Raw genomic sequence first — 22,222 nt, forward strand, 5'->3', positions numbered from 1 at the left:
ATCTTAGCAGTTTTCAGCTAGTCTGTCAATTAAAGAGAAGCCAAGTCCAAAGTAACTGCAGGACTCATTGTTGAAGACAAAGCAACGTTTGAAACGTAAGTTCCCTTAACAGCTGCAGGACGAGCCTTCAAAACAGTGTCAGCAATTGACTTGATGTTTTCAGCCAACTTTGCATCGTCAAATGATACACGACCAACAGTAACGGCAACGTTTCCGTCACGGTCAGTACGGTAAGTCACTTGACCACCCTTAGCATCTGAAACAGCCTTGGTAACATCCATGGTTACAGTTCCAGTCTTAGGGTTTGGCATCAATCCCTTAGGGCCCAATGCACGACCAACACGACCAACTTGCGCCATCATGTCAGGAGTTGCAACAGCAACGTCAAAGTCTAACCAACCGTCTTGGATACGTTGAACCAAGTCAGCAGCACCAACAACGTCAGCACCAGCAGCTTCGGCTTCCTTTGCCTTGTCGCCTTGAGCAAAGACAACAACAGTCTTGTCCTTACCAGAACCGTTAGGCAAAACAACAGCACCACGGAGTTGTTGGTCAGCTTGACGAGTGTCAACGTTCAACTTGAAAGTAACTTCAACTGAAGCGTCAAACTTTGCGTATGAAACTTCCTTCAACAAAGCAATTCCGTCTGCCAATGCGTAAGCCTTTTCAGCTTCAACCTTAGCAGCAGCTTCTAAATACTTCTTACCATGCTTTTGTGTCATTATTCTGCGTCCTCCTTGATTGCTGTTCCTTCAACAGTCAAGTCCACACCGTCGACCGTAACACCCATTGAACGGGCTGTTCCTTCGATCATCTTCATGGCTGCTGTTACGTCGTTGGCATTCAAATCTGCCATCTTGTTTTCAGCAATTGCACGAATTTGGTCCAAGGTTACGTTACCGGCCTTAGTACGGTTAGGTTCACCAGAACCCTTACCAACAATCTTACGCAATTGGTCAGCTGCTGGTGGAGTCTTAGTAACGAATTCGAATGAACGATCATCGAAAACTGAGATTTCGACAGGGATTGTTGAACCAGCTTGGTCAGCAGTCCGTGCGTTAAATTCCTTAGTAAACTGTGCGATGTTAATACCGGCTTGTCCCAAGGCAGGTCCAACTGGTGGAGCTGGAGTTGCTTTGGCAGCGGCAATTTGCAGTTTCACAACATTGATAACTTTTTTAGCCACGATATATTTCCTCCTCGTGTTGTGGTAGAACGTAGCTTTAGTGCTACTTCCACGCATGTCTTTGACATACCAGAATAGTATAACAAAAAAAACGTCCCAAGTAAAGGACGTTTTTTCTGAAAACCCGTTAACAAAGGCGTTTGTAACAGGTCTAAACTTTAATTAAAAGTTTGTATCGATATCATTGAAGCCAAGTTCAGTTGGCGTTTCACGGCCAAAGACCTCAACCGTTGCTTCAACTTCCTGCTTCTCATTATCAATTGCACGGACAATTCCTTCCATACCATTGAATGGACCAGCAACAATCTTGATTGTTTGACCAACTTCGATGTCCAAGTCAACAGTTGCTTGACCAGTCATACCCATTCGCTTCATCAGCAATTCGACTTCTTCAGGTAACAAAGAGTTCGGCTTTGATCCGGCTCCGTGAGAACCCAAGAATCCAGTAACGCCTGGCGTGTTACGAACGACGTACCAAGCTTCATCGGTCATGTTACCATCTTGTGGAGTGGCCATTTCAACCAAGACATAACCAGGGAAATCATTTTCGATGGAAGTCTTTACTTCACCATCTTGAACAGTCGAAACTTCTTGTTCTGGCACCAAAATCCGGAAAATTTGGTTGGCCATTCCCATTGTTTGTGTTCGTGATTCCAAGTTTGCTTGAACCTTGTGTTCGTAACCTGAATATGTGTGGACAACGAACCAAGCTTTTTCGATTTCTTCAGTCATGGTTATTTTGGGCGAATGCCCTTCCTCCTTGAATTGCAAATAAAAAAGAGTCCGCTGACTCTTTTAACTGCCTTTAGTATACTATATTCCGGCTTATCGTGCCAAGAACAAATTGACTCCTTGTTGTAAAAGCCAGTCTGATGCACCGATAATGATAGCAAAAACGATTGAAATGCTAATTACAGCAATCGTTTCCTTTGTCGTTTGTTCCATTGACAGCCAAGAAACTTTGCGCATTTCTGCAGCGACATTTTTAAAGTATGTAATCATGGTTCACTACCTCACTTTGTTTCTCGGTGGAGCGTATGCTTTCCGCAATGGGAACAAAACTTTTTCACGCTCAAGCGCTCAACCCGCCCCTTTGCCAGGGTAACGGTGTAATTTCTTGATCCACAGACCTCACAGGCCAATGATGCTTTTTGACTTGGCATAAAGTTACCTCACTGACTAGCATCATAGCATCTTTAGGCTTGATTTTCAACATTCACTCATGGAGTCGACGTAAATAGGCCTGTTTCAACCGATATTGAACCCTCGTCACTTGATGATTTGATTCATGCGGTTTTAATAATATTTTTCCATCACCAATTAAAAAACTAATAATTTGAGCCACTTCGCTTTTACGACAGTTTAAGACTTCCGCTAGAGTTTCACGAGCAATGCATTGTTGTTCTGGTGTTCCCGTTGGCTCAGCAATAACAACAGGCAAATCCTGACCGGCATCAAAATGCGTCATGGCGCGGTTAAACTGCTCCTGTTTTGTATTTTGCTTGCGAATATAGTCAATCGCCTGATTACGCAAGGCAGCCATTAAATAGGTCGAAAACTTGGCCCGAGCCTTTTGCACATCGTAACGCCTTAGGCAGTGTAGCATGGCTTCGAGGGCATACGCCTCCCAATCATCGGCGCGGCAAACATTGGTCAAATAGTTACCGTAGACCAGCCAAACCATGCCCACATGACGACGATAGAGGGTTACAAATGCCTCCTCATCACCTTGTTGCGCTAAGAGCACCTCGTGGCTCCCCTCCCGCAATTGTATTTTTTCCATCAAAAAAGCCTCCTTTTCACAGGGGGCTTTGTGAACACAAGGCCCCTTAGAGAGGGTGTCTTGAGCTATATCCTTGATAGATTAATAAACTAGCGGCCACACTGGCATTCAACGACTGAACATGACCAATCATCGGAATGGTTAACATACCGTCAACCTGCTTTTTCAGCAAGGGCGAAATTCCTTTTCCTTCATTTCCAATAACTAGAGCCGTAGCACCCTTGGCATCCCATGTCCGATAATCTTGTCCAGCCATGTCAGTGCCAAAAATCCAAACGCCACGTTCTTTCAATGTCTTAACCGTTTGCACCAAATTCGTCACGCGACAAACCGGTACGTGCTCGATGGCACCAGTAGAACTTTTAGCCACCGTTCCCGTCAGTTGCACTGCCCGACGCTTCGGGATAATGACACCATGAACACCAGCAGCGTCAGCCGTTCGCAAAATGGATCCTAGGTTATGGGGATCTTCGATTTCATCCAAAATCAGGAAAAAAGGATCCTCATTTTTGCTCTTAGCCTTGTCAAACAAGTCGTCTAGACTAGCATAAGTAAAGGCAGCCACTGACAAAACCAAGCCCTGGTGATTACCACCATCCGCTAACTCATCCAACTTTGCTTTCGGCGCCTGTTGGATAACAATGCCTTGTTGCTTAGCTAATTGGCTAACTTCCCGCTCTACCTTTGGCTGCAGACCTGGCTGTAGCCACAACTTGTTGATTGCTGTTTTTTGTTTTAAAGCCTCAACAACGGCATGGTGACCGTAAATAAAGGCTGGTGCTTGTTCATTAGACATTGTTCGTTCTCCCACTTTCCACTTGGTCGAAAATCCATTCCATAATCGTTTGTAAACGCTCTTCTTGCTTAGACAAGTACAAGTAGCCAATCATCGCTTCCACACCAGTTGAAATCCGGTATGCCACAACGTTGGTATTTTTAGCCTTGGTATATGATTTGGCATTGCGACCACGCTTAAAGTAAGTTAACTCATTCTCCTTTAACAATTGATCATCTTCCATCAATTGGTACAAGGCAGCGTGTGCTTTAGCCGAGACATAGTGCCGTGACTTTTTCTGTAAGTCGTTTACTTTTGTTAATCCCATGGCGACCAAATGATTGCGGACCGTTAATTCATAAATCGCATCACCGATGTAGGCTAAAGACAGCCCATTCATCTGTTCATAGTCAAGTTGTTCCATTCAATATCTCTTTTCAGTTTGGTCCAACCAGGCTAGCGACACCTAGACAGTACCAACTTTGTTCTGACCCAACAAGTAATCAGGCTCTTTTTGTCCTGATTTTACCAAATTAAAGCCTAAGTAACATTCATTTAACAAGGCAAAACACTCGCCCCAGTCGTGAGCTCACTGACTGATAACGAGTGATTAACTTAACGCTTATTTTTCTTTTCTTGGCGCATTCCCTGCACCATCCGAATTGTCCACATTGACAAAAAGCCAACAATAATCGCGGCAATCAGGTGAATCGCAATTTCACCTTGCTTTTGAATTGGCCAAAATAAAAGCGAAATAATCATCAAAACAGCAGCCGTGATCATCGCCTGTTTCCATTGCGACCAAGTGGTTACCTGGTATTGGTTATGCGGAATGGATTGTGGAAACAAACGGAATTGGATTTGTTCCCCAATCGGGCTAAACGCGGCAGCGTAAAGGACCGCAAAGAAATAAACAAACCAGTTTTGATTATAGGCTTCGTTACCGGTTTCAATGCGAACCAACAATAAGACTAATAGGAGCACCGCCGGAATGACCGCCGTTGCCCAAAGTTGTTTTTTATTCAGCTTTTGGATCCAATCAATCCAGTCAATTTTTACTTTTTTCATGCTTGCCTCGTTTTTAAATCTACTCCTAGTCTACCGTACTCAGAGACTTTGGACAATAAAAAAACCAGCTTTCGCTGGTTTTCCCATGATTCTTTTAGTCTTGACCGTCAATTGTTTGGGCAACTTGGTCCAAAGATTGAATGTCTTTTTCTTCTGGTTGGTCAACAACTTCACCAACAACTTCTGGCTTAATCTTACGATATTCAGCCATTCCAGTACCGGCAGGGATAATCTTACCAATGATAACATTTTCCTTCAAACCGACAAGTGGATCGTTCTTGCCACGGATAGCAGCATCCGTCAAGACACGCGTTGTTTCTTGGAATGAGGCAGCTGACAAGAATGAATTAGTCTCCAAGGCAGCCTTTGTAATTCCAAGCAAGACAGGACGAGCAGTCGCAGGAACCTTACCAGCAAACAACGCTGGTTCGTTAGCCCGCTTGAAATCAGCGATATCCATCAAAGTTCCAGGCAACAAATCAGTCTGACCTGGATCCATGACACGAACCTTACGCAACATCTGACGAATCATAACTTCGATGTGCTTATCGGAAACTTCGATACCCTGCAAACGGTAAACCTTTTGGATTTCTGACAACATGTATGATTCAGCAGTCAAAGTATCCGTTACGGCCAACAATTCCTTTGGATCGATTGGTCCTTCATTGATGGCATCACCACGGTTAATCATGTCACCTTCACCGAAGCGCATCCGAGCAGCCAAAGGCAATGTGTAGGTGCGAGTATCAGTCTCACCTTCAATTGTCACTTCCTTTGTACGTTCGGCTGGATTTTCCTCAATGGTCGTAACCTTACCAGTTACTTCAGAAATTTCAGCACGTCCCTTAGGGATACGAGCTTCAACAATTTCCTGCACACGAGGCAAACCTTGCGTGATATCGTTTCCACCGGCAACTCCACCCGTGTGGAAGTTACGCATGGTCAACTGCGTACCAGGTTCCCCGATTGATTGGGCGGCAACAGTACCAACGGCTTCACCAACTTCAACTTCTTCACCAGTAGCCAAGTTACGTCCGTAATCTAAGACAGAAACACCGTGTTCTGTCGTTGATGTAAAGACTGAACGGATAGTGACTTCTTCGATACCAGCAGCATCAATCTTCTTAGCGGCATCTTCATCAATCATTTCGTTGCGGGCAACAATCTTTTCACCTGTTTCAGGATCAAAGACAGTCTTCATAGCGTAACGACCAAGAATTCGGTCGTACAATGGTTCAACCACTGAACTGCCATCAACGATAGCCTTAACAGCAACACCACGATCAGAGCCGTTGTCGTATTCACGAACGATAACGTCCTGAGCAACATCAACCAAACGACGAGTCAAGTAACCTGAGTTGGCCGTCTTAAGGGCCGTATCAGACATACCCTTACGAGCACCGTGAGTTGAGATAAACATTTCCATAACAGTCAAACCATCACGGAAGTTTGATGTAACTGGCAATTCGATAATCTTACCACCAGGTCCAGCCATCAAACCACGCATTCCAGCCAACTGAACGAAGTTCGAAATGTTACCACGAGCACCTGAATCCTGCATCATGTAGATAGGATTACGAGTGTCGAAAGTAGCCATCAATTCGTCTTGGATAACATCCTTGGCCTTTGACCAGATATCAATAACACGTTGATAACGTTCTGAATCTGTAATCAAACCACGACGGAATTGCTTCGTTACTTGTTCAACTTCAGCGTGCGCATCAGCCAAAATCTTTGGCTTGTCAGCCAATTCCGTAACATCTGTCATGGCAACGGTCAAACCAGATTGGGTTGAAATGTCATAACCCAAATCCTTCATGCGGTCCAAAAGCAATGACGTTTCCGTCACCTTGTAGCGCTTGTAGACTTCCGCGATGATGTCAGACAAGAAGCCCTTCTTGAATGGCTTAATGATTTCACGATCTGCTAAGAATTCGTGAATATTCTCCCCCGGTTCCATAAAGAAGTCATCAGAAACTCCTTGGAAGTTATCATCAGATGGTTCGTTGATGAATGGGAATTCAACTGGCAAGATTTCGTTAAAAATCAGCTTACCAACTGAGGTCACCATAATCTTTGACCGTTGGTCGTCAGTAAATGGCTTCTTTTCTGAGAATGAAGAAGTCTGAATACCGACACGAGTTTGGTAGTGAACTAATTTGTTAGCAAAGGCAATGCGAGCTTCATCAACAGATGAAAAAATCATGCCTTCGCCTTCACGACCAGCTTCTTCAGTCGTCAAGTAGTAGTTACCAATCACCATATCCTGTGAAGGAGCAACGATTGGCTTTCCATCCTTGGGTGCCAAGATGTGGCCTGCGGCCAACATCAGCAAACGAGCTTCCGCTTGCGCTTCATCAGACAAAGGCACGTGAATGGCCATCTGATCACCATCGAAATCGGCGTTATACGCTTCACAGATCAATGGGTGCAAACGCATTGCCTTTCCTGAAACCAAGACCGGTTCAAAGGCCTGGATTCCAAGACGGTGCAATGTAGGTGCTCGGTTCAAAAAAACTGGGTGTTCCTTGATAACGTCTTCCAAAACGTCCATGACGTCTTCGTCAGCCTTATCAATCTTACGCTTAGCTGATTTCACGTTGCCAGCAAGGCCACGCTTCGTCAATTCACGCATGATAAATGGACGGAACAATTCGATTGCCATTGGGCGTGGCAATCCCATTTGGTTCATCTTCAAGAATGGACCAACATCGATAACAGAACGTCCTGAGTAATCAACACGCTTACCCAACAAGTTCTGACGGAAACGTCCTTGCTTTCCCTTCAACATGTGAGACAAAGACTTCAAAGGACGGTTACCAGGACCAGAAACAGGACGACCACGACGACCATTATCCATCAAGGCATCAACAGCTTCTTGCAACATCCGCTTTTCGTTTTGAACAATGATGCCTGGGGCATGCAAATCAAACAAACGCTTCAAACGGTTGTTACGGTTGATCACACGACGATACAAATCGTTCAAATCAGAAGTGGCAAAACGGCCACCTTCCAATTGAACCATTGGACGCAAGTCAGGTGGGATAACTGGAATAACATCCATGACCATCCACTCTGGCTTATTGTCTGATTGCAAGAATGCCTCAATAATATCCAAACGGCGAACCGCACGAACACGCTTTTGGCCAGTTGCTTCTTGCAATTCATGCTTCAAAGCATCGGCTTCGCCAGCCAAATCAACATTGGCCAACAATTCCTTCACAGCTTCAGCACCCATGCCGGCCTTAAAGTTTGCACCGAATTCCTTCTTATAATCACGGTACTCACGTTCAGTCAACAATTGCTTCTTTTCAACAGGAGCATCCCCTGGTTCAACAACGACATAAGAAGCGAAGTAAATCACTTCTTCCAATGATCGTGGTGACATATCCAAGACCAATCCCATTCGTGATGGAATTCCCTTGAAGTACCAAATGTGGGTAACTGGGGCAGCTAATTCAATGTGACCCATGCGTTCGCGACGAACCTTGGCAGAAGTAACTTCAACACCACAGCGGTCACAGACGATTCCCTTATAACGGATACGCTTGTACTTTCCACAAGCACATTCGTAATCCTTTGTTGGGCCAAAGATTCGTTCATCGAACAAACCATCTTTTTCAGGCTTAAGAGTACGATAGTTGATCGTTTCTGGCTTCTTGACCTCTCCATGAGACCAGTCATGGATTTGATCAGGTGAGGCCAGACCGATTTGCATACTCTCGAATTTATTAACATCGATTGCCATCTATTCGGTCACCTTTCTTTTAATTATTCTTGTTCATCGGTAGAGTTTTGACCAGCGTCTTCTTCTACCTTATCAAAGGCTACCTTAACTTCTTCATCATCACGGTTAAGCAAATCAGGGTTCGTACGAGCCAACTTTTCCAAAGCATCAACTGGCAAGACTGAGTCATCTTCATCCATCTGCTTCAATTGAACGGCTTCACCTTCTTGGTCCAAGACACGCATGTCAAGACCTAAGGCTTGCAATTCCTTCACCAAAACACGGAATGATTCCGGCACACCTGGCTTAGGGATTGCGTCACCCTTGATGATTGATTCATAAACCTTGACACGACCAGCAACGTCATCTGACTTATAAGTCAAGATTTCTTGCAAGGTATAGGCAGCACCGTAGGCTTCCAAAGCCCAAACTTCCATTTCTCCGAAACGCTGTCCACCGAACTGAGCTTTTCCACCCAATGGCTGTTGCGTAACAAGAGAGTACGGACCGATTGAACGGGCGTGAATCTTGTCGTCGACCATGTGGGCCAACTTCATATAGTGCATCACACCAACGGCAACGCGCTTGTCAAAGGCTTCACCAGTTTGTCCGTCATAAACAACAGACTTACCATCTTGTGGCAAACCGGCTTCGGCCAATGCTTCTTCGATTTCATCATCTGAAGCACCGTCGAAGACAGGGGAAGCAACATGGATGCCTAACTTTTTAGCGGCAAATCCTAAGTGCAATTCCAAAACCTGTCCAATGTTCATACGTGATGGCACACCCATGGGTGACAGCAAGATGTCGATTGGTGTTCCATCTGGCAAGTATGGCATGTCTTCTTCAGGAACAACGACGGAAACAGTACCCTTGTTTCCGTGACGACCGGCCATCTTGTCACCAACTTGAATCTTACGCTTCTGAGCGATGTAAACACGAACCATCATGTTGACACCTGGAGCCAATTCATCACCATTTTCAGGTGTATAGATTCGAACGGATTGCACAACCCCGCCACCACCGTGTGGTACCTTCAAAGAAGTATCGCGAACTTCACGAGCCTTTTCTCCAAAGATGGCATGCAACAAACGTTCTTCGGCTGACAAATCAGTCACACCCTTTGGTGTTACCTTACCAACCAGGATGTCACCATCCTTAACCTCGGCACCAACACGGATAATTCCGTTTTCGTCCAAGTCCTTCAACTGTTCTTCACCAGTATTCGGGATTTCACGTGTGATTTCTTCAGGGCCAAGTTTTGTATCACGAGCCTCTGAATCGTATTCTTCGATGTGAATTGATGTATAAACGTCTTCACGAACCAAGCGTTCGTTCAAGACGATGGCATCTTCGAAGTTATAACCGTGCCAAGTCATAAAGGCAATGACTGGGTTTTGACCAAGGGCCAATTCACCCTTTTCCATTGATGGACCATCGGCCAAGACCTGGTCATCATCGATTTGTTCCCCAACCTTCACAATTGGCTTTTGGTTATAGTTCTTACCACCGTTTGAACGGCGGAACTTCATCAATTCGTAGGTATCCAATTGACCATCTTCACGACGAACACGGATTTCCTTGGCATCAACGTATTCAACTTCTCCTGGAGCAGTTGAGATAATGGCAGCACCAGAATCGTGAGCAGCCTTATATTCAACACCAGTACCAACGATTGGCGCATGTGGGTCGAGCAAAGGCACGGCCTGACGTTGCATGTTGGCACCCATCAAAGCACGGTTGGAATCATCGTTTTCCAAGAAAGGAATAACAGACGTTCCGACTGAGACAACCTGCTTTGGCGAAACATCGACATAGTCAATCTTTTCGATTGGTGTTTCGATGTTTTCTTCACCATAACGAGCCATGGCAGTCTTATGAACAAATGAACCATCGTCTTCCAATTCCGTATTGGCTTGGGCGACGATATAGTTATCTTCTTCATCGGCCGTCAAATAATCAATCTTTTCGGTAACCTTATGAGTTCCCCAATCAACACGACGGTATGGCGTTTCAATAAAGCCATACTTGTTGATACGACCATAAGTGGCCAAAGAGTTGATCAAACCGATGTTAGGACCTTCGGGCGTTTCAATTGGGTCAATTCGACCATAGTGCGTGTAGTGAACATCTCGAACTTCAACACCGGCACGATCACGAGTCAATCCACCAGGACCAAGGGCTGACAGACGACGCTTGTGGTTCATTTCACCCAATGGGTTTGTCTGATCCATGAACTGTGACAACTGTGATGAACCAAAGAATTCCTTCACCGCTGCAACAACTGGACGAATGTTAATCAATTGCTGTGGCGTAACAGTCGCAGCATCTTGGATTGACATCCGTTCGCGAACAACTCGTTCCATTCGCGTCAAACCAATGCGGAACTGATTTTGCAACAATTCCCCAACGGAACGAATACGACGGTTTCCCAAGTGATCAATATCATCAACCTGGCCAACACCTTCTTGCAAGTTCATAAAGTAGTTCATTCCTGCCAAGATATCAGCAGGACGAACATTATGCTCGTCTTCAGGCAAGTGTCCGTTACCAATCAAAAGCAAAGTCTTGTCTGGGTTTTCAGGTGATTCAATCTTAATCTTTTGCAAGACCACTTCATCTTGCAAAACAGCATCACCAGATGGTGTGTAAGTAACTGTCTTGAAGTCTTCCCGATCCAAGAACGGTGCTAACTTAGCCATGACAGCCTTATCAACAAGTGTTCCCTTTTCAGCAATAATTTCGCCTGAATCAGGGTCGGCCAATGTTTCAGCCAAAGTCTGGTTCAGCAAACGCGTCTTCAATGACAACTTTTTGTTAATCTTGTAGCGACCAACTGGTGCCAAATCATAACGCTTTGGATCGAAGAAACGAGCCACCAACAAAGCACGTGATGAGTCAGCCGTCTTTGGTTCACCCGGACGCAAGCGTTCGTAGATGTCCTTCAATGACTCTTCAACACGGGAGTCAGACATGTTCTTGTGAACATCCTTTTCCAAAGTCATGTTCAAGGCGTCATAACCGTCTGAGAAGATATCGATGATATCAGAATCTGAACCGAAACCAAGGGCACGGACCAATTCCGTCATCAACAACTTACGTGTCCGATCGATACGAACGTTGGCAATTCCCTTTGCGTCTGTTTCGTATTCCAACCAAGCCCCACGGTTTGGAATAACTGTTGTTCCAAAGTGTGGGCGACCATTTTTGTCAGCTTCTTGGTTGTAGTAGATTCCAGGTGAACGAACCAACTGTGAAACGATTACTCGTTCGGCACCGTTGATGATGAACGTTCCTTGTTCTGTCATCAATGGGAAGTCACCAAAGAAGACGTCTTGTGACTTGATTTCACCAGTTTCATGGTTTGTCAAACGCAACGTCACGTGCAATGGTGCTGAGTAGTTCGCATCGTGTTCACGAGCTTCATCGATGTTGTACTTTGGTTCCATCAATTGATAGTCCACGTACTCCAAAGACAAGTTACCCTGGAAGTCTTCGATTGGCATGATGTCGTTAAACATCTCCTTGATTCCTTCATCTAAGAACCATTGGTAGGATGCCAGTTGTACCTCGATCAAATTTGGAAGATCCAACACTTCTTTAATGCTGGCGTATGATCGGCGGGTACGATATTTACCATAATTTACTAAATGTCCTGCCACAGTATCACCTCGTCTGTTATTCACTGTTTACTAGGGAAAATATTACAATTTGGTTACAATTTGCGAAATCAAGCCCTTATTTCGGCTAATAAGGCACAAAAAAAGCAAGCCACGTTTTTGTCGCCAAGAGCGGGCATTGCCTGATATAAGGGCGTTGAGTGGACAAGAGATCACCAACTGCCATATTTATTTACAGTGTTTCTGGTTACTATTCTACCGATTATCAAAGAAAAAAGCAAGGTCAAATCCCACTACGCTTACAGGTTTCACCTTACCTTTTATTTAAGCTTACTTCGTTATGATTTTTCCATATCCCACTGCGCCAAAAAAGAATCTTTATCTGCCAAGTCAGGTAAATACTTTTCATTAAAGTCTTGCAGATTCTTTTCAGGTTTCAAATCAGTAAAGAGTTCTGGATACAAACTCTTGGCCATATACTCTATTAAGACATAATCCTTCATCGTCCGCATCAAATGATTATCTAAAGCATACAACTGGCCACTTTGAACCGCTTTGAGCTGGCTAAATCCAGGTCGTTGCGCTACTAATTTTGCCAAGCTCTGCTGCGTTTCCTTTGGACTAATCCCATAACCAACTTTTAAGGAAACCGAACGTGGATCGGCATAGTTGGTACCATCGATGAAAATCACGTCTGGATCCTGTGCAAACAAGAACTCAGGATTGACATCCCCCGTGGTCTTAATTTGGTCACGGTAGATATTATCCGCTCCGGCCGCCTTGGCCAAGGTGCCCATCAGCATGCCATCACCATAGGCCTTACCGTATTCAGCAAAGGAAGCCCCAGAAGACCTCTGTTCCACGTAAACCCGCTTTTTTTCCTTCACCAACTTCAACCGCTGCGCCACATTGGTGATATGACGTTGATAATTCTGATTAAGCGCCTTAGCGCGGTTTTGTGTATCAAAGACCTGACCAAGAATGGTTGTTGACTGGTAATGGGCGGCCGGGCTTAGGTCCGTATAGTCAATAAAGATAACCGGAATCCCCAACTCGTCTAAGTGCTTAATGTCGCCTTCTCCAATCCCATCATATTGGTAGTTAGCCAAGATGACGACATCGGGATTCAAGGCAATCAGTTTTTCAATATCGAAACTACCCTTCAAAGTTGAACCAACGTCTTGGGCCTGATCAAAGCCCGCAGACCGTTCCTTCAACAGGTTATACAAGACACCGGAATAATTGGCCGTATCAAAGGTCGACGTTGCAACTACCTTTTCAAAGGCATCCGGACCGGCAACTGATAACAAGTTTTGATAGTAGTAAGGATAGTAGGCTCGTGTAACCTTTTTAGGTACTCGCACCTTCCGGCCGCGAACATCCTCAATCAGCCGCGTCGCCACCGTCGGTGTTTCTCGCTGACGATCCCCCAACCCTTCCAATTCCTTAATCCCAGCAATGCCAAGGAAAAAGCCGACGACAACAATACTCCAAGAGAGGGATTTTCTTATTTTCATCGTGAACCCTCTTCAATCGGTCGCAAAGGAATGATGGCTAAGTGTTGATCAACTGTTTCCTTCATTTCTAATTCAACGCCATACAAGTCCTCTAACCGGTCCTGTTGCAAAGCCCGGTCCGGATCCCCCGCAGAAATCAGCTGACCACCCTGCATCAGATAAAGGCTATCTGAAAACCGGGCAGCCAGGGTCAAATCGTGGATAACAATGATGCCCACAATCTGATGGCGATGAACATAGCGTTGCAGCGTTTGCAAGTACTGTAACTGCTTTTTAATATCCAAAGCAGACGTGGGTTCGTCCGCAATAATGACCGTTGGCTGCCGGACCAAGGCCTGCGCCAAAACCACCAGCTGTTGCTGTCCCCCTGAGAGGTCAGCAAACTGTTGGTCTGCCAAATCGCTAATTTCTAATTCATCCATGACCGATTCAATCGCCGCCAACTGGCCGTCGTTGACTCGAAAATCCAAGTCACCATACAGCCCCAATAAAATAAATTCAAAAACCGTAAAATATTGGTCGGCCGTGACCTTTTGTGGGATATAGGAAATGTTATGGTCCTTTTCAAAAGTCACTTGCCCATCTTTTTTCTCAAAACCCAATAGTGCTTTGAGAAAAATGCTTTTACCAGAACCGTTGACACCAATAATGGTCGATAAGTGTCCATCTTCAAAGCGACAATTCACATCCTGTAGGATTGGCTTTTCTTTCTTTTGAACCGTTAGGTTCTCTACTAAAATTGTCATGAACGTTGCCCCTTTCGAATGGCCACCAAGCACATGAACGGTACGCCAACCAAACTAGTAATAATGCCCACCGGAATAATCGTCCCAGGGATTAAAGCTTTGGAAACAATCGCCGCCAGTAGCAAGACCACAATCCCCATAATCGCCGATCCGATAATCGTAAACCGGGCATCGTTACCGACAAGCACTTTGACAAAGTGTGGCGCAATCAAACCAATAAAACCAATCGTCCCAACAAAGGAAATGGCCACAGCCTTTACCAGCGCCGAAGCAAAGAAAATTAAAAGACGCGTTCTTTTGACGTTGACACCCATCGACTGGGCGCTTTCATCAGACAGCTGCAAGAGATTCATTTCCCAACTTTGCCGATAAATCAGTACCAGCACAATGTAGAGAACAATAAAGACCACTAAGACACTATCCCAGGAAGACTTTGATAAATCACCAAGGCTCCAGGTCGTCATTCGTTGTGCATTCCGCTCGCTAGCAAAGTACTTGGATAACTCCTGCAAAGAAGTAAAGAACAAATTAATGGCAGTCCCAACTAAGATAATCGTGTTCATACTCACTTGGCCAGCTGAAAAAATCAGCAAAATAACTGCACTGCCCAAAAAGCAGAAAAAAATGGCACTGGCCTGAACGTTTGCCTGACCAAAGACAAAGGGAAAACCCGATAGGATGCTCAGCGAGGCGCCAAAGCTAGCCGCCGATGACAATCCCAGGGTAAAGGGGGTTGCAATCGGATTTTTCAGCATATTCTGCATGCACAATCCGGCTAACCCTAAGGAAGCACCAACTAAGGTCGCTGTCAACGTTCGAGTTAAGCGCATCTTCAAGACGACACCCGCCAATTCCGGCTGCTGACTTGCTACATTCGTCCCTAGAAAGGACAGGGCGCCAAAACCATGATAGATATCGACTATCACTAAAGAGAAGGCCAAAAAGCCCATGAGGAGGAGGAGTAAAATTTTGCGGCGATTCTTTTCTTGATATGCCATCGTTAGGTCCCTTTCTGTTCGAAAACGGTGGTATGTCATGGATCCATGAACTTTGTTAAAACTTTTACTAAGTATCCACTATACGGAAAGTGGCCATTTCTGTCAATCAAAGTCAAGAGTCCCTTCTTTAAAATTCAGCAAAAATTGTTATCAAAAAACGGTTAAATCGGCCTTAATACGCATTTTAAATAAATTAAAAAAATATAAATATTTAAATTGATTAATTGAATAAATTATCCCCAGACAACAAAAAAGAAAAGGATTGACCGCTCTCATCTTCGATCAATCCTTTTCTTGAAAAATATTTTGTTGTGGACCTTTAACCCATGTATACTTGCAATTCACCAATTACTGATTTGCTAATCAACACAGTTATGCACCTTAAAAGGACCAGGGAGTTTAATCGTTGCCCCAACCGGTCCTTTCATCTCTCACCAATGCAGATTAAGTGAAACGACGCACGGACATCACGCGGACCGCTCTGCCTCTTCACAAAGTCTCTCCTCTTTGCTATAAATAAAAGACATAACAGTGTCACAACAGTTACATTCTACCGAGTTTTGTCCACTCTTTTCAAGGGCTTTTGGTTGTCAAGCGTTAACCACAACTGTCAAGCAATTTTAAAAAGACCATTTTATCATCCCCCGAGATGGTATAATGTTCAATAATCCACAATATTAATTTTCATTTAATCGAAAGGGCACCATGGAAAATCCCCAACCCGTGACAACCGAACGCATTTTTTACGCATACCTGAAGGTCGCCCGAGTCGCTGAGAGTACAAAAGATATTTCATTAGCCAAAATCGCTGAAGAATTGGGTGTCTCCAGACAAGCTATCTACAAAAATCATTTTCAAAATATTGAGGAGCTAACGCAATCACTGCATTATTACGTTGATAATAAACCATACCAACAGTTAAAGTGCTTTGCCTTTCATGACAAAAACCATTCCTTCAAAGAATTACTAAATTTTTTCGCTGAAAACGTTATTCCATCACTTTATGAAAAACATGAATTCCTCGGTGTTTTTTATTCAAAAGTAGCAGATCCAGCCTGGCGTCCCTATTTACATCAACAGTACATCGACATGCTCATCCCCTACTTTAATGGTGCAAATGGAAACCAACATGAATTAACCTCACAAACACTTGCTGAGCTTACGATTAACCAAGTCATGGCCGCTATCAGTATCTGGCTCACGCATGAAGAGCCTATTAAGCCTGAGATTTTCGCTCAACGCTTTATCTATCTTTTCTCAAATTCTATTCTTGATTTAGCTGAAATGAGCGATTAACCCATTAGCACTGATTTTCTTTCACAAAAAAAGCTTCCACCTTAACGGTGGAAGCTCTTTTATTAATTAAGAAACATAACCTACCCAACCAAAATCCGGCTGAATAACCAATTTTTAATGTTCCGCCTTTGAATCCAAATCAATTTCATCCAATGGAATCAACTTTGACTTCTTAACAATCTTATAGACAATGTATGGGATGACGACAATTGGCACTGACAGATAAGTCATGCCAATCTTTTCCCAATCAAAGTGAGTAAAGGAAGTTGGGTCTTGCAAAACAATCACTACGATTGACAAAACAATGGCCAAAATCGGACCAAATGGGAACCAGCGCGCCTTATAGACCAACTTGTTCAAGTCCTTACCTTGGCGAACATAGGCACGGCGAAAGCGCAAATGTGCTAAGGCAATTCCTAGCCAGGCAATAAAGCCAGACAGACCTGAGGCAGCAACCAGCCAAGTGTAGGCTTCACTACCACCCTTAATATCTGACAAGAAAGCAAACATTCCAACGAAGACCGTCAACAATAGGGATGCCCAAGGAACACCAAACTTTGACAACTTAGAAAATACCTTTGGTGCCTGACCCTTCTTGGCCAAGGCGTAAAGTGTTCGGTTCGCTGCATAAGTAGCTGAATTCGCTGCTGAAATAATTGACGTCAAGATAACTGCGTTCATTAATGAGGCGGCAAAAGCGATACCAGCATTCTTGAAGACAATCGTAAATGGTGAAACCGTGATGTCATTGTTATTAGCAGCTGACAACAAATTTGGATCCTTGTAATAAACCAAAGCAGAAATCACAAAGATTGCGCCGATATAGAACAACAAAATCCGCCAGAAGACTGAGTTAATCGCCTTTGGCACTGATTTTGATGGGTCCTTTGCTTCACCAGCAGTAATGCCCACCATTTCTGTTCCTTGGAATGAAAAACCAGCAACCAAGAAAACCGACAAGACACCCTGGAAACCACCAACAAAACCGTGGTTACCAACGGACAGATTATGCATGACGTTTTGGTTTGAGTGAATAACCCCAAAAATGGTCAAGACACCAACAAACAAAAAAAAGACAATGGTCACAACCTTGATTGTCGACAACCAAAATTCCGTTTCACCAAAAGTCGAAACAGAAAAGAGATTAATAAAGAAAATCAGTGCCAGCACAACCGCTGAGAAAACCCAAGCCGGTACGTGAGGCAGCCAGAACTGCGCGACCAAACCAACCGCCGAGATTTCAGCCGCAATGGTAATCGCCCAGTTAAACCAGTAATTCCACCCAAGGGCAAAGCCCATAGCCGGTTCAATAAAACGATTACCGTATTCTGAAAACGAACCAGTGGTTGGCATATAAGTTGCCATTTCACCAAGGGAAGTCATCAGGAAGTAAACCATGACACCCATTACCAAATAGGCAGTAATGGCGCCCATTGGTCCAGCTTGTGATACCGTTGCCCCAGAGGCCAAAAAGAGCCCCGTTCCAATTGATCCACCCAAGGCAATCATGGAGACATGACGTGTCTTCAATTCCTGCTGGATGGCATTTTGATTTTGTTCAGCCATTTGCATGACTCCTTCATATGAATTTCAAACAATAAAAAAACCCGTTTTTGTCACAAAACAAAAACAGGCGGTAAATTCGTTCAATAATGATAGCAATGATTAGCAAAGCGCACCGTTAAAAACGACAGTCCGATGAATCTTCTTCACCAGCCCAAGGAAAATTTTTGACCCAAAATTTCCTTTCGGCAACTGCACCTTTCACCCTCAGTCTTCGTCTTGGCCAGACTCTTCAGGGCTACTCATTTTAGTTGCGACCTCTTTGTTTGTTGTTCCTACCATAACACAATTTAAATATCACCGTCAACTGCAAAAATAACTAACCAACTTTTAACGTGCTTTAAGTAAACCTTAGCAGCTAAACGGAAGTAAATATAGGCCAGTAAGAAAGCGCCCAACACCGTGGTAAAGGACAAATCACTCCCAATCATCTTATTGCCAGCTAACACAATCCACGTTAACACAAAGACAGTCTGAATGGTGGTCTTGACCCAGTGGGCCACGTGAAATCGATGAACTAGAATGTTGTCAAATTCAAAGAAAAACAAGGCCCACATTGCCAATGATAAATCAGGCATCGTTTGATCTAAAGTTAACCCGTGATTCCAGGTTAAGAAAACTATTGCCGACCAAATAATCATACTGATAAAGAAAATTGCAGTCACGTTAATCGCCCACCAAGAGCCAACTTTAAAGCCCAAAGATCGAATGAAAAACGCCCAGAAAATATTAACTAACCAAATGAACCACAAACTTCCCATCATATTAGCAGGGCCTGCTAAAAATAAGAAATGACTAGCAATTTCTTGGGCTATAATGGCAAAAACAGTATCCATTAATTCTAAAAAACCACTATTGAAGCGCAGCATAATCGATAGAATAATAAAAAGTGCTAAAAAGCACTTTGACAAATATGATCTCTTTTTTAATGGTGATATTAACACAAGACGGTCCTCTTCGATAAATAAATAACATTCTTATGTAAAAGACTTTACGTCATGTAATAAAAAAAAGCAAAGTGAAACTATTTTAATCAAGAATTGTTCTTAATTAAAATAGTTGATACCCATAGCTGCTCGAACCTCTTTCATGGTTTCTTCAGCTCTTTGATTGGCTTTTTCTGAGCCATGTTTCAACATGGCTAATACCTGATCCATGTTTTGTGCGTACTCTAACCGGCGCTCACGGATTGGTGCCAATTCAGCTTCCATCACGTCCAATAGGTGTTTCTTAAGCTTCATATCACCTAAGCCCCCCGCCTGATACTGTTCCTTTAGCTCTTGTACTCGCCCTTGATCGGGGTCAAAAATATCTAAATAAGTAAAGACGACGTTGCCTTCAACATGCCCCGGATCCTCAACACGAATATGTGTTGGATCGGTATACATTGACTTGACCTTCTTAGCCAAGGTATCTGGGTCATCAGAGAGGTAAATTCCATTATTCAAAGATTTAGACATCTTAGCGTTCCCATCAATTCCCGGCAGACGACCCTGCCCTTTTGGTGGAAAAACGCCTTCAGGCTCAACAAAGACATCTTTTTGATAAGCATTATTGAATGAACGAACTAATTCACGTGTCTGCTCAATCATTGGCTTTTGATCGTCACCAACTGGGACTTTTTTGGCCTTAAAAATCGTAATATCGGCAGCCTGGGAAACTGGATACATTAAGAAACCAGCAGGAATCCCTTCCCCGAAGCCCTTTTGTTGAATTTCAGTCTTGACTGTTGGATTACGCTCTAACCGTCCTAATGAAACCAGATTCATAAAGTACATCGTTAATTCAGCTAAACCTGGAATTTGAGACTGGACAAAAATAGTTGATTTCTTTGGGTCCAATCCAACAGCCAAGTAATCTAAGGCAACTTCCGTCAATGATTGTCTAATTTTTTCAGGATTTCGAGCGTTGTCTGTAAAGGCTTGGGTATCCGCAATCATAATGTAGGGATCAAATTCCCCAGAGTTCTGCATGGCCACTCGATTTTTGAGAGATCCGATATAGTGACCGATATGTAGTTTCCCGGTTGGACGATCACCGGTTAAATAAATTTCTTTTTCCATGGCTTCTATTTCTCTTTCTAGTTATTAACTTCTCCATTATAACGAAATCAAACTCGACTTGCAGGATTCTTGTTTTATTGTTATATTATGAGAAAAAGATTAGAATATTTTCACACTAAGGGGGAATCAATATGAAATATGCTGTTGTTGGTGCGGGTGCGATGGGACTGCGATACGGTCTCTTGTTGCAAGAAGAAGCTGGCCTAGACGTTGACTTTGTTGAGCCAACACAAGGCTCTGTTGACGTCATTAAGGCACAAGGCGACGTTGTTTACCGATCAGTTGACCACGAAGACAAGACGCCCATTAAGGTGAACATATATTCACCAGAAGAATATGAAGGCACCCCAGATGTCTGGATCTTCTTCATGAAGCAAATGCAATTGGCAGATGCTTTGCAGCGCTTGCAACCTAAGTTCCAAAAGGGACAAACTGCTTTGGCAGCCATGAACGGTATGGGTCACATTGAAAAGATTCAAAAATATTTCGATGACAAGCACATTATTGGCGGAACAGCCATGATTGCCACCATTTTGAACAACTTTGGTGATGTCGACTTTATTGGGGAAACAAGTTCCGTTTATGCAAACTTGACCCAGAAGCCATCCAAGGTCATGGATGAAGTGCAAAAGGATTTCCAAGCAGCCGGCTTGAATCCTTCATATTCTGAAAACTTTATGGGAACATTGTTGACGAAGGTTACCTTTAATTCAGTGGAGAATTCAATCGCAACCATGTTCCAATCCCGCATGGGTCACTTGATTGAATACAAGGATTTCGTTTCCAAGATCGCCGCACCTTTGGTAGCGGAAGTTTATGCTGGTGCCAAGGCAGCCGGCATCGAATTGATTGAAACAGAACAGGAAATGTTGGAACAAGTCGATTACGTTTCTCGCGTTGGTAACCCACTCCACTTCCCTTCTATGTATCAAGACTTCGTTAAGGGTCGTCCAACGGAAGTTGACTACATCAACGGCTACTTGGCTGATTTGGCCGAAAAGAACGGCGTACCGGCTCCTAACCAACGTTTGATTACCAACTTGGTTCATCTTGCGGAAGCAATGCGTGAATTTAACCCACCAGTTAACAAGCTCGCACAACCAGAAAAGTAAAAATTATAGTAAGAATCGCTGATAACGACTGATAGCACATTATTAAAGAGCTTAAAAGCTCCTTACCTTTCCAGTCAAATCAACGGTTTTTTAATTGCTTTTTTAGACAACAAAAAAGCCGCAACCGAAGTTGCGACTTTAATAGTAGCTCGTGAGAGAATCGAACTCTCGATTCCGCCGTGAAAGGGCAGCGTCTTAGCCACTTGACCAACGAGCCATGGTCAGTTGTTACTTGATATCTCTATCAAACAACTATATCAGTATATCAAGGTAAGACGCTTTCGTCAACACTTAAATCAAAAAAAGTTTATTTTTTTGATTTTAGTACCAACCATACTGCAAATGATGAGCCAATGCGGCCTGTGCAGTCCCGTAACGAGCAGCGATATAGGCTTTCATTGCTTGCAACTGATCTTGATAATCAGTTGAATTACCACCATAGCGAGCACGCAAAGTTGGTGATAACTGGCCAATTCCAAAGTAAATGCCGTTTGTCGCATTCACGTTGCCACCGGATTCCTTCATAATGATGGTTTGAAGGGCCTGCTGTTCAGCTTGATTATAATCCAAGTTGTTGGCTTGCACCGCCTGGCTTTGCTGGCTAGTTACTATCATTGGAGCCGCTTGCGATGCAGGAGCCTGTGAAACCGCTCCCTGAGAACTGGCTAACTGCGATGCAGGGGCCTGTGAAACCGCTGCCTGAGAACTAACTGACTGCGATGCAGGGGCCTGTGAAACCGCTGCCTGAGAACTAACTGACTGCGATGC

20 protein-coding genes, 1 tRNA gene and 1 riboswitch are annotated in these 22,222 nt (G+C 43.9%); of the genes, 2 read left to right on the forward strand and 19 right to left on the reverse strand.

Annotation, left to right across the window (positions count from 1 at the left end):
- Nucleotides 1-29: 29 nt before the first annotated feature.
- The 14 genes from rplA to FEFB_RS03200 form a co-directional block, all read right to left on the reverse strand.
- On the reverse strand, nucleotides 30-722 hold the full coding sequence (gene rplA, locus FEFB_RS03140; protein WP_047974797.1) for a 50S ribosomal protein L1: 693 nt from the start codon (nucleotides 720-722) through the stop codon (nucleotides 30-32).
- Complete coding sequence (gene rplK, locus FEFB_RS03145; protein ID WP_047974798.1) at nucleotides 722-1,186, reverse strand: 50S ribosomal protein L11; 465 nt, start codon at nucleotides 1,184-1,186, stop codon at nucleotides 722-724. The genes rplA and rplK overlap by 1 nt, the downstream gene beginning before the upstream one ends.
- 162 nt (nucleotides 1,187-1,348) lie before the next feature.
- Nucleotides 1,349-1,918, reverse strand: coding sequence for a transcription termination/antitermination protein NusG (gene nusG, locus FEFB_RS03150; protein WP_047974799.1), 570 nt, complete (start codon nucleotides 1,916-1,918; stop codon nucleotides 1,349-1,351).
- A 93-nt stretch (nucleotides 1,919-2,011) separates the two neighbouring features.
- A complete protein-coding gene (secE, locus tag FEFB_RS03155; protein WP_047974800.1) occupies nucleotides 2,012-2,188 on the reverse strand; it encodes a preprotein translocase subunit SecE in 177 nt (58 codons plus the stop codon).
- Nucleotides 2,189-2,199: 11 nt separating this feature from the next.
- Entirely contained in the window at nucleotides 2,200-2,349 is a 150-nt protein-coding gene (gene rpmG / locus FEFB_RS08440) for a 50S ribosomal protein L33 (protein WP_082131899.1), read from the reverse strand.
- 53 nt (nucleotides 2,350-2,402) lie between these two features.
- On the reverse strand, nucleotides 2,403-2,969 hold the full coding sequence (locus tag FEFB_RS03160; protein WP_047974801.1) for an RNA polymerase sigma factor: 567 nt from the start codon (nucleotides 2,967-2,969) through the stop codon (nucleotides 2,403-2,405).
- 46 nt (nucleotides 2,970-3,015) lie between these two features.
- Complete coding sequence (gene rlmB, locus FEFB_RS03165) at nucleotides 3,016-3,765, reverse strand: 23S rRNA (guanosine(2251)-2'-O)-methyltransferase RlmB (RefSeq protein ID WP_047974802.1); 750 nt, start codon at nucleotides 3,763-3,765, stop codon at nucleotides 3,016-3,018.
- A complete protein-coding gene (locus FEFB_RS03170) occupies nucleotides 3,758-4,168 on the reverse strand; it encodes a Mini-ribonuclease 3 (RefSeq protein WP_047974803.1) in 411 nt (136 codons plus the stop codon). The genes rlmB and FEFB_RS03170 overlap by 8 nt, the downstream gene beginning before the upstream one ends.
- A 191-nt stretch (nucleotides 4,169-4,359) precedes the next feature.
- Complete coding sequence (locus FEFB_RS03175) at nucleotides 4,360-4,812, reverse strand: hypothetical protein (protein WP_047974804.1); 453 nt, start codon at nucleotides 4,810-4,812, stop codon at nucleotides 4,360-4,362.
- A 94-nt stretch (nucleotides 4,813-4,906) separates the two neighbouring features.
- Nucleotides 4,907-8,560 (reverse strand): DNA-directed RNA polymerase subunit beta', encoded by a 3,654-nt coding sequence (gene rpoC, locus FEFB_RS03180; protein ID WP_047974805.1) that lies wholly within the window; start codon nucleotides 8,558-8,560, stop codon nucleotides 4,907-4,909.
- A 23-nt stretch (nucleotides 8,561-8,583) separates the two neighbouring features.
- On the reverse strand, nucleotides 8,584-12,201 hold the full coding sequence (locus tag FEFB_RS03185; protein ID WP_047974806.1) for a DNA-directed RNA polymerase subunit beta: 3,618 nt from the start codon (nucleotides 12,199-12,201) through the stop codon (nucleotides 8,584-8,586).
- A gap of 296 nt (nucleotides 12,202-12,497) precedes the next feature.
- Nucleotides 12,498-13,676 (reverse strand): ABC transporter substrate-binding protein, encoded by a 1,179-nt coding sequence (locus FEFB_RS03190; protein ID WP_047974807.1) that lies wholly within the window; start codon nucleotides 13,674-13,676, stop codon nucleotides 12,498-12,500.
- A complete protein-coding gene (locus tag FEFB_RS03195; RefSeq protein WP_053068937.1) occupies nucleotides 13,673-14,422 on the reverse strand; it encodes an ABC transporter ATP-binding protein in 750 nt (249 codons plus the stop codon). The genes FEFB_RS03190 and FEFB_RS03195 overlap by 4 nt, the downstream gene beginning before the upstream one ends.
- The gene (locus tag FEFB_RS03200) at nucleotides 14,419-15,420 is read right to left on the reverse strand and encodes an iron ABC transporter permease (RefSeq protein WP_053068938.1); all 1,002 of its coding nucleotides are present in this window, start codon (nucleotides 15,418-15,420) and stop codon (nucleotides 14,419-14,421) included. Before FEFB_RS03200 ends, FEFB_RS03195 begins: the two co-directional genes overlap by 4 nt.
- Before the next feature lie 705 nt (nucleotides 15,421-16,125).
- Between FEFB_RS03200 and FEFB_RS03205 the strand changes: the two genes are divergently transcribed.
- Nucleotides 16,126-16,716: a TetR/AcrR family transcriptional regulator gene (locus FEFB_RS03205; protein ID WP_047974809.1), complete on the forward strand. Its 591-nt coding sequence runs from the start codon at nucleotides 16,126-16,128 to the stop codon at nucleotides 16,714-16,716.
- Nucleotides 16,717-16,830: 114 nt separating this feature from the next.
- On the opposite strand, the gene FEFB_RS03210 is transcribed toward FEFB_RS03205, so the two are convergent.
- From FEFB_RS03210 to trpS, 3 genes are all read right to left on the reverse strand, one after another.
- Nucleotides 16,831-18,282, reverse strand: coding sequence for an amino acid permease (locus tag FEFB_RS03210; protein ID WP_047974810.1), 1,452 nt, complete (start codon nucleotides 18,280-18,282; stop codon nucleotides 16,831-16,833).
- A 97-nt stretch (nucleotides 18,283-18,379) separates the two neighbouring features.
- Nucleotides 18,380-18,550: riboswitch (Lysine riboswitch) on the reverse strand.
- 19 nt (nucleotides 18,551-18,569) lie between these two features.
- Nucleotides 18,570-19,043, reverse strand: a complete 474-nt coding sequence (locus FEFB_RS03215; RefSeq protein ID WP_152666230.1) for a hypothetical protein — start codon at nucleotides 19,041-19,043, stop codon at nucleotides 18,570-18,572.
- A 282-nt stretch (nucleotides 19,044-19,325) separates the two neighbouring features.
- The gene (gene trpS, locus FEFB_RS03220) at nucleotides 19,326-20,342 is read right to left on the reverse strand and encodes a tryptophan--tRNA ligase (protein ID WP_047974812.1); all 1,017 of its coding nucleotides are present in this window, start codon (nucleotides 20,340-20,342) and stop codon (nucleotides 19,326-19,328) included.
- A 131-nt stretch (nucleotides 20,343-20,473) separates the two neighbouring features.
- On the opposite strand from trpS, the gene FEFB_RS03225 reads away from it, so the two are divergent.
- Complete coding sequence (locus FEFB_RS03225; protein ID WP_047974813.1) at nucleotides 20,474-21,454, forward strand: ketopantoate reductase family protein; 981 nt, start codon at nucleotides 20,474-20,476, stop codon at nucleotides 21,452-21,454.
- 145 nt (nucleotides 21,455-21,599) lie between these two features.
- Here FEFB_RS03225 and FEFB_RS03230 read toward each other — a convergent pair.
- A tRNA-Glu gene (locus FEFB_RS03230) sits at nucleotides 21,600-21,671 on the reverse strand.
- A 104-nt stretch (nucleotides 21,672-21,775) separates the two neighbouring features.
- Nucleotides 21,776-22,222 (reverse strand): hypothetical protein (locus FEFB_RS08975; protein WP_047974814.1); only part of this gene is annotated, 447 nt, incomplete at its 5' end.

Origin of the sequence: Fructobacillus sp. EFB-N1, from assembly GCF_001038455.1 — a bacterium.
GTDB classification, from domain to species: domain Bacteria; phylum Bacillota; class Bacilli; order Lactobacillales; family Lactobacillaceae; genus Fructobacillus; species Fructobacillus cardui.

Bases quoted from the DNA above. Each gene is read 5' to 3' on its own strand.
- rplA (WP_047974797.1), bottom strand. From the start codon at position 722: ATGACACAAAAGCATGGTAAGAAGTATTTAGAAGCTGCTGCTAAGGTT.
- nusG (WP_047974799.1), bottom strand. From the start codon at position 1,918: ATGACTGAAGAAATCGAAAAAGCTTGGTTCGTTGTCCACACATATTCA.
- secE (WP_047974800.1), bottom strand. From the start codon at position 2,188: ATGATTACATACTTTAAAAATGTCGCTGCAGAAATGCGCAAAGTTTCT.
- rpmG (WP_082131899.1), bottom strand. From the start codon at position 2,349: ATGCCAAGTCAAAAAGCATCATTGGCCTGTGAGGTCTGTGGATCAAGA.
- FEFB_RS03160 (WP_047974801.1), bottom strand. From the start codon at position 2,969: ATGGAAAAAATACAATTGCGGGAGGGGAGCCACGAGGTGCTCTTAGCG.
- rlmB (WP_047974802.1), bottom strand. From the start codon at position 3,765: ATGTCTAATGAACAAGCACCAGCCTTTATTTACGGTCACCATGCCGTT.
- FEFB_RS03170 (WP_047974803.1), bottom strand. From the start codon at position 4,168: ATGGAACAACTTGACTATGAACAGATGAATGGGCTGTCTTTAGCCTAC.
- FEFB_RS03175 (WP_047974804.1), bottom strand. From the start codon at position 4,812: ATGAAAAAAGTAAAAATTGACTGGATTGATTGGATCCAAAAGCTGAAT.
- rpoC (WP_047974805.1), bottom strand. From the start codon at position 8,560: ATGGCAATCGATGTTAATAAATTCGAGAGTATGCAAATCGGTCTGGCC.
- FEFB_RS03190 (WP_047974807.1), bottom strand. From the start codon at position 13,676: ATGAAAATAAGAAAATCCCTCTCTTGGAGTATTGTTGTCGTCGGCTTT.
- FEFB_RS03195 (WP_053068937.1), bottom strand. From the start codon at position 14,422: ATGACAATTTTAGTAGAGAACCTAACGGTTCAAAAGAAAGAAAAGCCA.
- FEFB_RS03200 (WP_053068938.1), bottom strand. From the start codon at position 15,420: ATGGCATATCAAGAAAAGAATCGCCGCAAAATTTTACTCCTCCTCCTC.
- FEFB_RS03205 (WP_047974809.1), top strand. From the start codon at position 16,126: ATGGAAAATCCCCAACCCGTGACAACCGAACGCATTTTTTACGCATAC.
- FEFB_RS03210 (WP_047974810.1), bottom strand. From the start codon at position 18,282: ATGGCTGAACAAAATCAAAATGCCATCCAGCAGGAATTGAAGACACGT.
- FEFB_RS03215 (WP_152666230.1), bottom strand. From the start codon at position 19,043: ATGATGGGAAGTTTGTGGTTCATTTGGTTAGTTAATATTTTCTGGGCG.
- trpS (WP_047974812.1), bottom strand. From the start codon at position 20,342: ATGGAAAAAGAAATTTATTTAACCGGTGATCGTCCAACCGGGAAACTA.
- FEFB_RS03225 (WP_047974813.1), top strand. From the start codon at position 20,474: ATGAAATATGCTGTTGTTGGTGCGGGTGCGATGGGACTGCGATACGGT.